Genomic DNA, 15,395 nt, shown 5'->3' on the forward strand with positions numbered 1-15,395 from the left:
CAACGCCATGCGCATCGCCCTGCCCCTCGCACTGACGCTGGCATTGGCCGCCTGTGCCACCGCCTCCCCGGAAGAGATGCTGCCGACGGATGCGGTGCCGGCCACCCGCACCGAAGCCAACGGCGACGTGGTCACCGAATACCGCGTCAGCGGGCGCCTGACCATGGTCAAGGTGGTGCCCGCGCGCGGCCCCGCCTATTACATCTACGACCGCAACGGCGACGGCGTGGTCAACGACGCCGACGCCAAGGGCGGGCCGATGACCTATTACAAGCTGTTCAGCTGGTAAGCACGCGGGTCATCACGCCGGCGTCAGGTTCGCGTACGCCAGCACCAGCCACTTCGAGCCGACCTCGTCGAAATTCACCTGCACGCGCGCGTGCGGGCCGCTGCCTTCCACGTCGGTGACGAAGCCGGTGCCGAACTTCGGATGGCGGACGTTGGCGCCCAGCCGCACCGGCGGCGCTTCCAGTGGGGCGTGGCCGAAGTCGCGGCGCGGCTGCGGGGTGAAGCCGCCGCGCGCGAATGTGGCCTGCGGCTTCGGGCGGATCTCGCGCAGCAGCGGCTTGGGGATCTCGCGCAGGAAGCGCGACGGCAGGCCGTACATGTCGCTGCCGTGGATGCGGCGCGATTCGGCATGGCACAGCACCAGCTGCTGGCGCGCGCGGGTGATGCCCACGTAGGCCAGCCGGCGCTCCTCGGCCATCCGGCCTGGCTCCTCGGCCGAGCGCATGTTGGGGAACAGCCCTTCTTCCAGCCCGACCAGGAACACCAGCGGGAACTCCAGGCCCTTGGCGCTGTGCAGGGTCATCAGCTGGACGCCGTCCTCGCCGGCCTGCGCCTGGCCCTCACCGGCTTCCAGCGCCGCGTAGGCGAGGAACGCGACCAGCTCCGGCATCGACGCCGCGTCTTCCTCGTCGCCGCGCACGAAGCGCGACGCCACCGACACCAGTTCGTCGAGGTTGTCGGTGCGCGAGTCCTGCTGGCCGCGCGATTCGTTCTCGTAGTGCACGCGCAGGCCGGATCGCGCCAGCGCGTGGTCGATCTTTTCCGCCAGCGGCATCGCCGCGGTTTCGCCGGCCAAGGCGTCGATCAACTGCAGGAAACCTGCCACCGCGTTGCGCGCGCGCGCGGCCAACGTCGAGTGCTCGCACAGCCGGCGCGAGGCCCGCCACAGCGACTCGCGATGCTCGCGGGCGGCACGGCGGATCTCGTCCAGCGTACGGTCACCGATGCCGCGCACCGGCGTGTTGACCGCACGTTCGAACGCCGCGTCGTCATCGCGGTTGGCCAGCAGGCGCAGGTAGGCCAGCGCGTCCTTGATCTCGGCGCGCTCGAAGAAGCGCATGCCGCCGTAGACGCGGTAGGGGATCTGCCGCTTCAGCAGCTCCTCTTCGAACGCGCGCGACTGCGCGTTGCTGCGATAGAGGATGGCGGCGTCGCCGTGACTACCGCCGTCGCGCACCCACTGCGAGATCCGGTCCACCACGTAGGCGGCCTCGTCCATCTCGTTGTAGGCGGCGTACAGGTCGATAGCCTCGCCTTCGCCAGCCTCGGTCCACAAGCGCTTGCCCAGGCGGTCGTCGTTGTGGGCGATCACCGCGTTGGCGGCATTGAGGATATTGCTGGTGGAGCGGTAGTTCTGCTCCAGCCGGATGGTCTGCGCCCCACTGAAATCGCGCAGGAAGCGCTGCACGTTCTCGACCTTGGCGCCGCGCCAGCCGTAGATGGCCTGGTCGTCGTCGCCGACCACGAACACCTGCCCGCTGTCGCCGGCCAGCAGGCGCACGAAGCCGTACTGGATGGCGTTGGTGTCCTGGAACTCGTCCACCAGGATCTGGCCGAAACGGTGGCGGTAGTGCGCCAGCAGTGCCGGGTTCTCGCGCAGCAGTTCGTGCGCGCGCAGCAGCAGCTCGGCGAAGTCGACCAACCCGGCGCGCTCGCAGCGTTCCTGGTAGGCGGCGTAGGCGCGCAGCAGGGCGTCGTTCCACGGGTCGTTCGCGGCCGGCTGGATGTGCTGCGGGCGGCGGCCTTCGTCCTTCTGCGCGTTGATCCACCACGCGATCTGGCGCGGGGGGAACTGGCCGTCGTCCAGCTCCAGCTGCTGCACCACGCGCTTGACCAGGCGCAATTGGTCATCGCTGTCCAGCACCTGGAAGCCTTCCGGCAGCTTCGCTTCCTGCCAGTGCAGGCGCAGCAGGCGGTGGGCCAGGCCGTGGAAGGTGCCGATCCACGCGCCGCGCGGCTCGCCGCCCAGCTGCGCGGCGATGCGCGCGCGCATCTCACCGGCGGCCTTGTTGGTGAAGGTCACCGCGAGGATGCCGTGCAGCGGCACCCCGAACACCTCGTGCAGCCAGGCGATGCGGTGGGTGAGGACGCGGGTCTTGCCGGAGCCGGCACCCGCCAGCACGAGGTAGTGCCCGGGCGCGGCGGAAACGGCCTCGCGCTGGGCCGGGTTCAGCCCATCGAGAAGGTGGGAAACATCCATCCCACCATTCTACCGGGGCGTCACGCCGTCCCTGCCTCAGTGTGCCTGTTTGCCGTTGGACACGCCGTGCATGAGCTTGTCGGTCCAGGCGATGCCGACGGCCGAGAAGATGAACACGCAGTGGATGATGGTCTGCCACATCACCCCAGCCTCGGTGAATCCGTTGCCGGGAGCGCCGAGGTCGCCGATTTCGATGAAGGTTTTCAGCAGGTGAATCGAGGAGATGCCGATGATCGCCATCGCCAGCTTGACCTTGAGCACGCTGGCGTTGACATGGCTGAGCCATTCCGGCTGGTCGGGGTGGCCGTGCAGGCGCAGCCGCGAGACGAAGGTCTCGTAGCCACCCACGATCACCATCACCAGCAGGTTGGAGATCATCACCACGTCGATCAGGCCGAGCACGATCAGCATGATCACGATCTCGGCGCTCTTCTCGGGCTCGGCCGGCACCGCGGCATTGGCCGCCACCTCCGCCGCGTGGCCGCCCAGGAACACCTGGTCGATCAGGTGCACCAGCTCCACCCCGAACTGCCAGACATAGATGGCCTGCGCCACGATCAGGCCCAGGTACAGCGGCAGCTGCAGCCAGCGCGAGGAGAAGATCAGGGCGGCCAGGGGCGACAGGCGGGGGGTGGTTTCAGGCTGCATCGGCGGGGGTGGGTCGGCAGGGAATGCTGCATTGCAACGGCTGGCGGCAGCGCCGTCAACCGTCTGGGAAAACGTTTGCAGAGCCGCCCGCGGACCTGTACAAGCCGCCGCTGCGGCGCTGTACTGCCCGGACTGGGGAGCGGGCCCGGCGGCGATGGACGCTCGCCCGTCGATGACGACCACCTACACGCGGGGCACCATGGCACAGCAGCAGACCCGATGGGCGCAGTTCAGCGTCCTGATCACCGTGTTCTTCTTCTGGGGCTTCGTCGCCGCCAGCAACGACATCCTGATCCCTGTGTTCAAGAAGGCGTTCGGGCTGACCCAAGCACAGAGCCAGTGGGTCTCGATGGCGTTCTACGTGGCCTACACGGTGGGCTCGCTGGCCTACATGGCGGCGTCGAAGCTGCTGGGCCGCGACCTGCTGGACCGCATCGGCTACCGCAACGGCATCTGCCTGGGCCTGCTGGTATCGGCACTCGGCACCCTGCTGTTCTATCCGGCCGCCAACACCGGCTCCTTCGCGTTGATGCTGAGCGGCCTGTTCATCGTCGGCCTGGGGTTCGCCCTGCAGCAGATCGCCGCCAACCCGCTGGCGATCGTGATGGGCAACCCGGCCACCGGCGCGCAGCGCCTGACCATGGCTGGCGGCGTCAACAATTTCGGCACGACGATCGGGCCGCTGCTGGTCAGCTTCGCCATCTTCGGCAGCCTGGCCACCGGCAACACCGAGGCCAGCATCGAGAGCGTGAAGGTTCCTTACCTGGTGCTTGGCGCGGCGTTCGTGCTGGTGGCCCTGTTCATCCGGTTCTCGTCGGTGCCCAACCACATCGACCTGGAGGCGGTGGCCACGGACGAGGCCGAGGACAGCTCGAAGCTTGCGCACAAGTCCTCGGCCTTCGCCTATCCGCAGCTGGCGCTGGGGATGCTGGCGATCTTCGTCTACGTCGGCGTGGAGGTCTCCACCATCTCCAACCTGCCGGCCTACCTGCACGAAGGCCTGGGAATCGAGAACCACCACCTGGCGCCGTATGTGTCGCTGTACTGGGCCAGCCTGATGATCGGCCGCTGGACCGGCGCGGCCGGTGCGTTCGAGGTGGACGCCGGCGTGCGCAGGATGCTGATGCTGATCCTGCCGTTCCTGGCCTTCGGCGTGTATCTGGCGGTGAATGCGATCGCCCGGCACGACGTGTCGCAGTTCTACGGCTACGCCGGAGTGATCCTGCTGATGATCGCCGCCACCTGGCTCAGCCGCGGCAACCCGGCGCGGATGCTGCTGTATTTCGCGCTGTGCGGCATCGCCGCGCTGCTGGTCGGCATGTTCACCACCGGCAAGACCAGCGTGGTCGCCTTCATCAGCGTCGGCCTGTTCTGCAGCACGATGTGGCCGTGCATCTTCGCGCTGGCGATCGCCGGCCTCGGTCGCCATACCAACCAGGGCAGCAGCCTGCTGATCATGATGATCATGGGCGGTGGCTGGGTCAGCCTGGCGCAGGGTGCGCTGGCCGACCGCGTGGGCGTGCACATGAGCTTCTGGGTCGGCGTGGCCTGCTTCGCCTACCTCGCGTTCTATGCCGTCACCGCCAGCGGCGCGCTGCGCCGGCAGGGCATCGACCTCGACCGACTGGGCGCCGGCGGCGGGCACTAGGCGCCACGCCGCCGTCGCGGCGATCCGGCGGAGCGGCGCAGCTGCCGCGCGCCGCAGGTCCAACGTGGCCTGGCGCTGCCCGACACATCAGGCGGCCGGCCACCTGGTCCGTCGCTGGCCGGCCGCTACTGCGGCGTTACAGTGGCGCCTTCCCCCACGGAGCGCCCGCCATGATCGACCTGTACTACTGGCCCACCCCGAACGGCCACAAGATCACCCTGCTGCTGGAGGAGGCCGGCCTGCCCTACGCCATCCATCCGGTGGACATCGGCAAGGGCGCGCAGTTCGAGCCAGCGTTCCTGGCGATCTCGCCGAACAACAAGATGCCGGCGATCGTCGACCACGCCCCCGCCGACGGCGGCGAGCCGATCAGCGTGTTCGAATCCGGCGCGATCCTGCGCTACCTGTCCGACAAGGCCGGTCGTTTCACCGGCGTGGCCGCCGGCGCCGACGCGCGGGCCGCGCTGCGCCAGCGCATCGTGGTCGATGAATGGCTGTTCTGGCAGATGGCAGGGCTGGGGCCGATGACCGGCCAGTACGGCCATTTCCACGTCTACGCGCCGGAAGTGGTGCCCTATGCACGCGAGCGCTACCGCAAGGAAGCCGAACGCCTGCTGGGCGTGCTGGACCGGCGGCTGGAAGGCCGCGCCTTCATCGCCGGCGACGAGTACAGCATCGCCGACATGGCCTGCTATCCGTGGGTTGGCGCCTACACCTCCGCGCCGCTGGATCTTGAACCTTTCGCCCAGGTCCGTCGCTGGCGCGAGGCGATCGCCGCGCGCCCGGCTACCCAGCGCGCCTACGCGCTGGCGCAGCAGGTCAACCCGGCCACCGGCAAGCCGCTCTCGGACGAGGAGAAGAAGATCCTGTTCGGACAGGGCCCGCGCTGAGCCCGGAAACGACGACGGCGCCCTGCGGCGCCGTCGTGCATTGCGATCCTGTCCGCAGCGTCAGAACTGCGGCTTGACCTCGAACGCCTTCGGCGGCTCGGCGCCAATGAGGTTCTTCACGAAGTAGTCCCAGCGCCGACGCATCACGTAGTAGCTGTCCACGCCGAAGCCATGGCGCGCATGCGGCAGCAACAGCAGGTCGAAATCCTTGTTGGCCTTCATCAGCGCATCGACCACCTGCAGGGTGGACTGCACCGGCACGTTGTCGTCCATCATGCCGTGCAGCAGAAAGAGTTTCCCCTTGAGGTTCTTCGCCAGCGCGGCGTTGTCCTGGCCGGTGTAGTTGGTGGACCCGTCGGCCTTCTTTTCCAGCAGACCGTGGTAGCGCTCGGCCCAGTCGTCCTCGTAGGTCAGGTTGTCGTGGTTGCCGGATTCGGCGATGCCGACCTTGTAGACGTCCGGGTAGCGGAACATCGCCGCGGCGGTGGCGTTGCCGCCGCCGGAGTGGCCCCAGATGCCCGCACGGGTGGTGTCGATCCACGGATGGCGCTCGCCCAGCTGCTTCAGCGCCGCCACCTGGTCCGGCAGGGTGTTGTCGGCCATGTCGCCGTACCACGCGTCCTGGAAGGACTTGCTGCGCAGCGGCGTGCCCATGCCATCCACGGCGATCACCACGAAGCCCAGCTCGGCCAGCGCCTGGTGGTCGCCGTGCGCGGGCTGGAAGCTGCGGCTGCGCACCGAACCCACCTGCGGGCCGGGGTAGATGTAGGTGATGACCGGGTACTTCCTGGCCGGATCGAAGTTGGACGGCTTGAACATCTGGCCGTACAGATCCGTCTTGCCGTCGCGGGCCTTGACCGTGAACGATTCCGGCGCCACCCAGCCGGCCGCCTTGAGGCGGGTCAGGTCGGTCTTTGCCAGCGCCGCCACCTGCTTCCCGTCGGCATCACGCACCAGCGCCACCGGGGCGTCGGCGATCGTCGAATACACATCGGCGAAGTACTTGCCGTCCTCGGACAGGGTCACCGCATGGTTCGCGTTTTCCGGAGTCAGCAGCCGCGGCTCGCCACCGTCCATCGAGACGCTGTAGAGGTGCGAGAAGTACGGGTCGCGCCCGGCCTCGCGGCCGACGCCGGTGACCCACAGCTGGCGGCTGGCCGGATCCAGGCGGAGGATCCTGGTGACGTTCCAGTCGCCGCTGGTGAGCTGGCGCTTCAGCTTGCCGGTCGCCAGGTCGTGCAGGTACAGATGACCCCAGTCGGACTTCTGCGAGAACCACAGGAACTCGTTGCTCTCCGGCAGGTAGCGCCAGTTCACCGAGCTCAGCGTGGGCGCGCTCTGGTACTGGGTCGCCACGGTTTCGGTAAACACGTCGCGGACCTTGCCGGTGGCGACATCGGCTACGCGCAGGGTGGCCGACTTGTGGCCCCGGTCGGTGCTGACGAAGGCGAGGGTCTTGCCGTCCTTCGCCCATTGCACGTCTTCCCAGCCGTCATCGCAGACGATGTCGTCGCTGCAGGTGGAGCGGTGCTGGTCGGCCGGCATCTGCAGGCGCACGACGTTCGGCCTGGCGCCGGACAGGTCGATGATCACGCGCTCGATCAGCGTCACGTCCTTGTCGCCGGCGAACGGGTATTTCCACTGCTGCACCTCGGGCGCGCCGACATTGGTGCTGACCATGGTCATGGTGCTGGTCTTGCGCTGGTCCTGCTGGAAGGTGGCGATCTTCGTGCCGTCCGGCGACCACACCACGATGGCGTTGTCGGTGTGCTTCCAGCCGGCGTTGTCGGTGGCATAGCCGTAGTCACGGACGCCGTCGAAGGTGAGCTGGGTTTCCTGGCCGCTGGCGAGGTCGCGCAGCCACAGGTTCCAGTCGCGGATGAAGGCCGCGCGCTTGCCGTCGGGCGAGGCCGCGCCGGGCTCGCTGCCGGACTTCGGCGCGGGCTTCGCCTCGACCTTGCAACCGTCGGCGGCGCAGCGGAACGCACTGCCGCGGCTGCGCAGCAGCAGGCTGCCGTCGGCTTCGCGCTCGACCTGCAGTGGCGGCAGCTTGTCGGGATCGACCGGCTTGCCCTTGCCACTTGCCGCCGCGTTCATCGCCGCGGCCAGCGCCTTCGCGTCGAACGCGGGCGCGGACTTGCCGGTGCCCGGATCGAAGCGCAGCACCTGCACCTTGCCGTTGTCGGCCAGCCGGTACACCAGTGTGTTGTCGTCCAACCAGCTGGCGCCGCTCAACGCCTGGTCCAACAGCGGTGCGGTGCGATCACCCAGCATCTTCACCGCGCGCTCGTAGTCGGCCGTGGTGACCGCCTGCGCCGTCGCCGTGCCCGCGCCCGCCATCAGCAGCGCCCCCGCCAGCCAGACCGCGTTCGAATGTCGTGCCATTGCATCCCCGAGAGTCCTCGCGCCCGTGCGCATCGCCGGCGATCCTAGCGCGCGCGCCGCCACGGCGCCCGTGCCAATGGTCGGGGCCGTGACCGGCGCCTCATGCCGGCGCGCTATCATTCGCGCCCTGATGTCCTCGCTTCCCACCGTCGCCTCCCCGCCCGCCAATCCGCTGCGCATCGACCTCGTCGACGCGTCGCTGGAGGCCGTGCTGGCCGAACCGGGATTGCTGGCGGCGTTCGCATTCGACGCCACCCCGGCGCCCCGCCACGACGACGCCCGCCACCTGCGGGTGGCGCTGGCCCCGGCGCATGGCCGTGCGCCGCTGGAATGCTGGCGGGTGGATGGCCCGGTGTCGCACGGCCGCGACGGCGACATCGCTTGGAGCCGCGGTGGCGGGCTGCAGTTCGGCGCACTGGAGCTGGCCGACGACGGCGATATCGAGGCGGTCGCCGAAGCCGCCTACCGGCGCCTGCAGCAGTGGCTGTCGCGCAGCGACCATCCGCATCCGCTGCGGATCTGGAACTACCTCGACGCGATCACCGAAGGCGACGGTGACAACGAGCGCTACCGGCGCTTCTGCGTCGGCCGCGCGCGCGGCATCGGCCGCGAACTGGCGCCGGGTGAACTGCCCGCCGCCACCGCCATCGGCCACCCGCAGCGCAGCGGCCGCTTCCAGCTGTACTGGCTGTCCGCGCAACAGGCCGGCACGCCGCTGGAGAATCCGCGCCAACTGCAGGCCTGGCGCTACCCGCGGCAGTACGGGCCGCAACCGCCCGGCTTCGCCCGTGCCCTGTTGCCGACCTCGGACGCGATGCCGCTGCTGCTGTCCGGCACCGCCGCGGTGGTCGGCCACGCCTCGCAGCACGGCGACTCGCTGGAAGCGCAGCTGGACGAGGTGCTGGTGAACCTGCGCAGCCTGATCGCCACCGCGCGCGCGCAGCGGCCGTCGCTGCCGGCGCAGCCGGGCCCGGCGTCGCGGCTGAAGGTGTACGTGCGCGATGCCGACGCGCTGGCGCGGGTCGACGCGCTGATGGAGGCGCGCCTGCCCTTTGTTCCGCGGGTCGTGCTGCACGGCCACGTCTGCCGGCGCGAGCTGCTGGTGGAAATCGACGGCAGCCACGCCTGAGCCGACGCCGCGCTTGCATTGGCGGGCGACATCCTGCATATCGTGGGTCTCATCAATCCGGGGGAACGCGCATGGGACTGGTCAGCCTGATCTGGGGCATCCTCTCGCTGCTGTGGATGTTGCTGGCGCTGGTGCCGCTGCTGGGCTGGGGCAACTGGTTCATGATCCCGTTCGCGGCGGTTGGCGCCATCCTCGCCATCATCGCCATCGCCAGCGGCAAGGGCCGGGTGTCGGGCATCATCGGCCTGCTCCTGTGCATCCTCGCGATCGGCATCGGTTCGCTGCGGCTGATGCTGGGCGGCGGCATCCTCTGATCGCCGGCGGCGGGCGTAAAATGCCCGCATGAACACGCCCGCCCAACGCTTTCCCGTCCGTCCGCGGCGCATGCGCCGCGACGAGTTCTCGCGCCGGCTGATGCGCGAGCACGTGCTGACCACCAACGACCTGATCTACCCGGTCTTCGTGCACGAGGAACAGGGCCGCGCGCCGGTCGGTTCGATGCCGGGCGTGGAACGGCTGTCGATCGACGAACTGCTGCGGGTGGGCGAGCAGGCGCTGGAGCTCGGCGTCCCGGTGCTCGACCTGTTCGGTGTGCCGGATCCGTCCGCCAAGACCGCCGACGGCCGCGTCGCCTGGGACGAGAACGGCATCATCCCGCGCGCCATCCGCGCGCTGAAGTCGCGCTTCCCCGAACTCGGCGTGATGACCGACCAGGCGCTGGATCCGTACACCACCCACGGGCAGGACGGGCTGATCGACGACAGCGGCTACATCCTCAACGACGAAACCATCGAAGCGCTGGTCAAGCAGTCGCTGGTGCACGCCGCCGCCGGTGTGGACGTGCTGTCGCCGTCCGACATGATGGACGGCCGCATCGGCGTGATCCGCGACGCGCTGGAAGCCAGCGGCTTCATCCACACCCGCATCATGGCCTACAGCGCCAAGTACGCCAGCGCCTTCTACGGCCCGTTCCGCAGCGCGGTGGGCAGCGCCGGCAACCTCGGCAAGGGCAACAAGTACACCTACCAGATGGACCCGGCCAACTCCGACGAGGCGCTGCACGAAGTCGGCCTCGACCTCGCCGAAGGCGCCGACATGGTGATGGTCAAGCCGGGCCTGCCGTATCTGGACGTGCTCTACCGGGTGAAACAGCACTTCAAGCGCCCGACCTACGCCTACCAGGTCAGTGGCGAGTACGCGATGATCAAGGCCGCCGCGGCCAACGGCTGGATCGACGAGAAGATGGTGGCGATGGAAGCACTGACCGCGTTCAAGCGCGCCGGCGCCGACGGCATCCTCACCTACTTCGCGCTGGACGCCGCGCGCTGGATGAAGGCCTGATCCCGTAGGAGCACGGAACGGGCGCGAACGCGTCCGCAAGATCACGCCTGGAGCGTCCTCCCCTGCGGTGCGCTCCTACAGGCAAAGCGCAGGAAGAGGTTGACGCGGCGACTACAGGCAGGGAGAGCACATGCAACGCTACGCCGTTTTCGGATCACCCATCAGCCACTCGCAGTCGCCGCGCATCCATGCCGCGTTTGCGAGGCAATGCGGCATTGCGATGGAGTACGTCGCCATCGAGGCCGGCCACGCCGACTTCGCCTCGAAGCTCGCCGCCAGCGAGGTGCGCGGCGCCAACGTCACCCTGCCGCTGAAGGAAGACGCGTTCGCGCTGTGCATGGGCAATGCCAGCACCCGCGCGCAGCGCGCCGGCGCGGCCAATACCCTGATCCGCGACGGCCACGGCTGGCGTGGCGACAACACCGACGGCAGCGGGCTGGTGCGCGACCTGACCGAGCGCCACGGCCTGGACCTGCGCGAGCGCCGCGTGCTGCTGCTGGGCGCCGGCGGCGCCGCACGCGGGGTGGCGCCCGCCCTGCTGGATGCCGGCGTCCACTCGCTCTACGTGGCCAACCGCACGCCGGCACGCAGCGAGGCGCTGGCGGATGCGCTGGGCGAGCCCGGCCGCGTCCATCCGCGCAGCCTTGACGACCTTGACCGGCTGGGCGAATTCGACCTGCTCATCAATGCCACCTCCGCCACCCGCGGCGGCACCCTGCCGGCGCTGCCGATGTCGCTGGCCGGCCAGCGCAGCGTGGCGGTGGACCTGAGCTATGGCGAGGCGGCGGTGGCGTTCCTGGCCTGGGCCCGCGCCGCCGGCTGCACGCAGGCGCTGGACGGGCTCGGCATGCTGGTGGAGCAGGCCGCGGAGAGCTTCCTGCTCTGGCACGGCGTGCGCCCGGAAACCGAAGCGGTGTATGCCGAGCTGCGTGCCCGCAAAGATGCGCTGGTCACCGGCGACTAGGCCGGCACGTCACCCGCGAGATAGGCATCCTTCAGCCGCACGTAATGGCCGGCGCTGTAGTACAGCGCTTCGATCTCGGCCTCGCTGAGCATCCGCGCCTTCTTCGCCGGGTTGCCCAGCCACAGTTCGCCCTCGCCCACCACCTTGCCAGGCGCCACCAGCGCGCCGGCGCCGATGAAGGCGTGTTTCTTCACCACCGCGCCGTCCAGCACGATCGCGCCCATGCCCACCAGCACCGCATCCTCGATGGTGCAGGCGTGGATGATCGCCTTGTGGCCGATGGTGACGTCGCTGCCGATGCGGGTGGCGAAGCCGCCCAGCTTGGCGTGTGGGCCGTCGTGGCTGACGTGGATGACGGAGCCGTCCTGGATGTTGGTGCGGTCGCCGATGCGGACGAAGTTGACGTCGCCGCGGATCACCGTGAACGGCCACACCGACACGTCGTCGCCCAGCACCACGTCGCCGATCACGCAGGCGGCGGGGTCGATGTAGGCGCGCGCGCCGAGGGTGGGGGTGATGCCGCGGTAGGGTCGGATGTTCATGGCTGGATTCTAGCGCCGGCGCGACTACACTGACCCGTATGGACACCGCTGACACCCCGCTCCACGACCTGCAACCCACCCTCGCCCGCCTGCGCGCGGCCTGGCAGGCGAACAAGCCGGACCATGCACAGCGCCGCGACGACCTGCAGCGCCTGCGCGACGCGCTGAAGCGGCGGCTGGACGAAATGGCGCGCACGATTGCCGCCGACTTCGGCCACCGCTCGCTGGATGAAAGCCGCATCGCCGACGGCATGACCGCGCTGAACGAGATCGACCACCTGCTCAGCCACCTGCGCGGCTGGATGAAACCGCGCCGGGTCGGCGTGGGCTGGCGCTTCCTGCCGGCGCGCGCGCAGGTGCTGCCGATGCCGCTGGGCGTGGTCGGCGTGATCGCACCGTGGAACTATCCAGTGAACCTGGCGCTGATTCCGCTGGCCACCGCGATCGCCGCCGGCAACCACGTCTACCTGAAGCCATCCGAGCACACGCCGCGCACCAGCGCCTTCCTGCGCGAGCTGCTGGCGGAAGTCTTCCCGACCGACCGCGTTGCCGTCGCCACCGGCGGCGCCGATCTTGGTGCCGCCTTCGCGGCGCTGCCGTTCGACCATCTGGTGTTCACCGGTTCCACCGCGGTGGGCCGCAAGGTGATGGCCGCCGCCGCGCCCCACCTCACCCCGCTGACGCTGGAACTGGGCGGCAAGTCGCCGGCCCTGGTCTGCGACGACTATCCCGTCGAGAAGGCCGCCGCCCGCATCGCTACCGGCAAGTGGTTCAACTGCGGCCAGACCTGCATCGCGCCCGACTACGTGCTGGTCCCGGCCGGCAAGCGCGATGCCTTCGTCGAAGCGCTGCGCCGCGAGATCCAGGCGCGCTACGGCCACGACCTCGGCAACCGCGACGACTACACCCGCATCATCAACGACGGCCAGTACGCGCGCCTGCAGGGCTATCTCGACGACGCGCGGCAGCGCGGTGTCGACATCGTCACCCTGGCCGGCAGCGCCGACCCGGCGCAGCGGCTGCTGCCGCCGACCGTGCTGCTGGAGCCGGGCGATGACGCGAAGATCATGCAGGACGAAATCTTCGGCCCGCTGCTGCCGGTGAAGAGCTACCGCACGCTGGACGAGGCGATCGGCTACATCAACGGCCACGACCGTCCGCTGGCGCTGTATCCCTTCAGCCACGACCGCGCGTCGGTGGAGAAAGTCCTGCATGCCACCCTGGCGGGCGGTGTCTCGGTCAACGACACGCTGTTCCATTTCGCAGTCCCCACATTGCCCTTCGGCGGCGTCGGTGCCAGCGGCATGGGCGCCTACCACAGCCGCGCCGGCTTCGATGCGATGAGCAAGCTGCTGCCGGTGCTGTGGCAGGCGCGACGCACCGGCGGCGACCTGCTCAAGCCGCCGTACTCGAAAGCGAAGTGGCTGATCGACCTGATCGTGCGATAGGCACCAGGGCGATACCGGATGACGGCGGGCGCCTCCGGCGCGACCGCCTCGCAACATGAACGAATGACCCGCCACCGATCCGCCTGATCACGGCGCCTTCATCGTCGGGACGGTTCTTTTGTCCGCATGGTGTCCGCCGCGAAATCGCTGCTTGGCGTCTTGCCGCCACCCACCTCCGCCGCGGATGAAATCGACGGCGGGCGGCGACTGTCGGCCGTCCGCAAGCCGGAAACGGTCCGCATCCGCGTGGGCTGCGCCGGCTGGTCGATCCCAGCGCGCCATCGCGACCTGTTCGGCGATGGCGAGAGCACGCTCGCGCGCTATGCCACCACCTTCTCCACGGTGGAAATCAACTCCTCGTTCTATCGGCCGCACCAGGCCAGGACCTACGTGCGCTGGGCGCGCAGCGTGCCGGAGGACTTCCGTTTTTCCGTCAAGATGCCGCGCGCGATTTCGCACGAGCGACGGCTGCGCAATGCCGATGCGTTGCTCGACCGCTTCCTCGACGAGGCCGGTGCGCTCGGCGACAGACTCGGCGGGTTCCTGCTGCAGCTGCCGCCGAGCCTTGCGCTGGATGCGGACGACGCTGACGCATTCTTCCGCGCGTACCGCCAGCACAGCGGCGCGCCACTTGCCTGCGAGCCACGCCACCCAAGCTGGTTCACGTCGTCCGCGGACGCCCTTCTGGCGGAGCACGGGGTTTCGCGCGTTGCGGCCGATCCGCCGCGCGCCGTGATCGGCGCCGTTCCCGGTGGCGATCCCCGCTGGCGCTACTGGCGCTGGCACGGTTCTCCGGACATCTATCACAGCGACTATCCGCTGCCGCGCCTGCGGGTATTGGCGACCGCGATCGCCGACGCCGGCGCGGTGCGCGAAGCCTCGGTGATCTTCGACAACACCGCGCGCGGCCACGCCATCCCCAACGCGCTGCGCCTGCAACAGCTGCTGGCCACGGCCGCGGCAGCGAGCCACGGCGATGCCTGAAGGCCCGTCCATCGTCATCCTGCGCGAGGCGGCGGCGAAATTCCGCAACCGGACGGTGCGTGAGGTCGGGGGCAACAGCAAGCTCGACCTGCGGCGCATGCACGGCCGCAGGGTCGTCTCGCTGCGCAGCTGGGGCAAGCACTTCCTGATCGGGTTCCGTGGCTTCAGCCTGCGCGCGCACCTGCTGATGTTCGGGTCCTGGCTGATCGACGCGGAGAAGGACGCAACACCGCGGGTGTCGCTGCGCTTCGACAACGGCACGCTCAACCTCTACGCCTGTTCTCTGAAGTACATCGAAGGCCCGCTGGAGGACACCTACGACTGGCGGGGCGACGTGATGGCGCCGGAATGGGATCCGGAACTCGCCCGGCGCAAGCTCAGGCAGCAGCCCGAAGTGCTGGTCTGCGACGCCCTGCTGGACCAGGACGTGTTCGCCGGGGTCGGCAACATCATCAAGAACGAGGTGCTGTTCCGCATCCGCGTGCATCCCGCCAGCGAAGTCGGCGCATTACCACCGCGCCTGCTGGGCAGGATGATCCGGGAGGGGCGCGACTACAGCTTCCAGTTCCTCGAATGGAAGCAGCGGTACGTGCTGCGCCAGCACTGGCTGGTACACAACAAGTCGCAGTGCGCGGAGTGCGGCGGCATGCTGACTCGCCAGCACATGGGAGCGCGCAACCGGCGGACCTTCTACTGCGAACGCTGCCAGCCGCTGTATCCGCCCCCGGCCTAGACGTGCAGGCCCAGCATCCGCAGCACGTCCCCCGGCGCCAATCCGGATAGATCGGCGCCGAACGCACGATGCGCCTCCGCGCCGCTCATGCGCAGCACGTAGAGAAAGCAGGGGCCAGGGCGGGCGTGACGACGCATTCGGGTTCCGGGTGGCGTGCGCAGCTGCGGGTGGCCGGCGGTGCGACCATCGACGCCC

The 15,395-nt window shown here is 69.2% G+C and carries 15 protein-coding genes; 10 read left to right on the top strand and 5 right to left on the bottom strand.

Translation table 11 applies throughout. From position 1 onward, the window contains the following. Positions 1–7 precede the first annotated feature (7 nt). The gene (locus ICG51_RS06300) at positions 8–289 is read left to right on the top strand and encodes a DUF2782 domain-containing protein (protein ID WP_190282132.1); all 282 of its coding nucleotides are present in this window, start codon (positions 8–10) and stop codon (positions 287–289) included. Positions 290–301: 12 nt separating this feature from the next. Here the strand turns inward: ICG51_RS06300 and uvrD are convergent, their stop codons facing one another. Both uvrD and ICG51_RS06310 read right to left on the bottom strand, forming a co-directional pair. Then, a complete protein-coding gene (gene uvrD, locus ICG51_RS06305; RefSeq protein ID WP_190282133.1) occupies positions 302–2,488 on the bottom strand; it encodes a DNA helicase II in 2,187 nt (728 codons plus the stop codon). Between the two features lie 36 nt (positions 2,489–2,524). Continuing rightward, positions 2,525–3,136: a YqhA family protein gene (locus tag ICG51_RS06310; protein WP_190282134.1), complete on the bottom strand. Its 612-nt coding sequence runs from the start codon at positions 3,134–3,136 to the stop codon at positions 2,525–2,527. A gap of 172 nt (positions 3,137–3,308) precedes the next feature. On the opposite strand from ICG51_RS06310, the gene ICG51_RS06315 reads away from it, so the two are divergent. Together ICG51_RS06315 and ICG51_RS06320 are read left to right on the top strand one after the other, a co-directional pair. Beyond that, positions 3,309–4,784, top strand: a complete 1,476-nt coding sequence (locus tag ICG51_RS06315; protein ID WP_223809543.1) for an MFS transporter — start codon at positions 3,309–3,311, stop codon at positions 4,782–4,784. 170 nt (positions 4,785–4,954) lie between these two features. Then, positions 4,955–5,674: a glutathione S-transferase C-terminal domain-containing protein gene (locus tag ICG51_RS06320; RefSeq protein ID WP_190282135.1), complete on the top strand. Its 720-nt coding sequence runs from the start codon at positions 4,955–4,957 to the stop codon at positions 5,672–5,674. Between the two features lie 60 nt (positions 5,675–5,734). Here ICG51_RS06320 and ICG51_RS06325 read toward each other — a convergent pair whose 3' ends face one another. After that, a complete protein-coding gene (locus ICG51_RS06325) occupies positions 5,735–8,059 on the bottom strand; it encodes a S9 family peptidase (RefSeq protein WP_190282136.1) in 2,325 nt (774 codons plus the stop codon). A gap of 130 nt (positions 8,060–8,189) precedes the next feature. On the opposite strand from ICG51_RS06325, the gene ICG51_RS06330 reads away from it, so the two are divergent. The 4 genes from ICG51_RS06330 (at position 8,190) to aroE (ending at position 11,493) form a co-directional block, all read left to right on the top strand. Next, complete coding sequence (locus ICG51_RS06330; RefSeq protein WP_190282137.1) at positions 8,190–9,188, top strand: pteridine-dependent deoxygenase; 999 nt, start codon at positions 8,190–8,192, stop codon at positions 9,186–9,188. A gap of 71 nt (positions 9,189–9,259) precedes the next feature. Further along, positions 9,260–9,502 carry a hypothetical protein gene (locus ICG51_RS06335; protein WP_190282138.1) on the top strand — a complete coding sequence of 81 codons (243 nt, stop codon included), beginning with the start codon at positions 9,260–9,262 and terminating at the stop codon, positions 9,500–9,502. 28 nt (positions 9,503–9,530) lie between these two features. After that, entirely contained in the window at positions 9,531–10,529 is a 999-nt protein-coding gene (hemB, locus tag ICG51_RS06340; protein WP_190282139.1) for a porphobilinogen synthase, read from the top strand. A 130-nt stretch (positions 10,530–10,659) separates the two neighbouring features. Next, a complete protein-coding gene (aroE, locus tag ICG51_RS06345) occupies positions 10,660–11,493 on the top strand; it encodes a shikimate dehydrogenase (protein ID WP_190282140.1) in 834 nt (277 codons plus the stop codon). On the opposite strand, the gene ICG51_RS06350 is transcribed toward aroE, so the two are convergent. Continuing rightward, complete coding sequence (locus ICG51_RS06350; RefSeq protein ID WP_190282141.1) at positions 11,490–12,035, bottom strand: gamma carbonic anhydrase family protein; 546 nt, start codon at positions 12,033–12,035, stop codon at positions 11,490–11,492. The genes aroE and ICG51_RS06350 overlap by 4 nt on opposite strands. 38 nt (positions 12,036–12,073) lie before the next feature. Between ICG51_RS06350 and ICG51_RS06355 the strand changes: the two genes are divergently transcribed. From ICG51_RS06355 to ICG51_RS06365, 3 genes are all read left to right on the top strand, one after another. Then, positions 12,074–13,483 carry a coniferyl aldehyde dehydrogenase gene (locus tag ICG51_RS06355; protein ID WP_190282142.1) on the top strand — a complete coding sequence of 470 codons (1,410 nt, stop codon included), beginning with the start codon at positions 12,074–12,076 and terminating at the stop codon, positions 13,481–13,483. Positions 13,484–13,609: 126 nt separating this feature from the next. Then, positions 13,610–14,467 carry a DUF72 domain-containing protein gene (locus ICG51_RS06360; protein WP_190282143.1) on the top strand — a complete coding sequence of 286 codons (858 nt, stop codon included), beginning with the start codon at positions 13,610–13,612 and terminating at the stop codon, positions 14,465–14,467. After that, positions 14,460–15,200 (top strand): DNA-formamidopyrimidine glycosylase family protein, encoded by a 741-nt coding sequence (locus ICG51_RS06365; protein ID WP_190282144.1) that lies wholly within the window; start codon positions 14,460–14,462, stop codon positions 15,198–15,200. Before ICG51_RS06360 ends, ICG51_RS06365 begins: the two co-directional genes overlap by 8 nt. On the opposite strand, the gene ICG51_RS06370 is transcribed toward ICG51_RS06365, so the two are convergent. Beyond that, positions 15,197–15,337: a hypothetical protein gene (locus ICG51_RS06370; RefSeq protein WP_190282145.1), complete on the bottom strand. Its 141-nt coding sequence runs from the start codon at positions 15,335–15,337 to the stop codon at positions 15,197–15,199. The two genes, ICG51_RS06365 and ICG51_RS06370, sit on opposite strands and share 4 nt — an antisense overlap. Positions 15,338–15,395 lie beyond the last annotated feature (58 nt).

Source organism: Thermomonas sp. XSG (genome assembly GCF_014678725.1).
Lineage (GTDB): Bacteria > Pseudomonadota > Gammaproteobacteria > Xanthomonadales > Xanthomonadaceae > Thermomonas.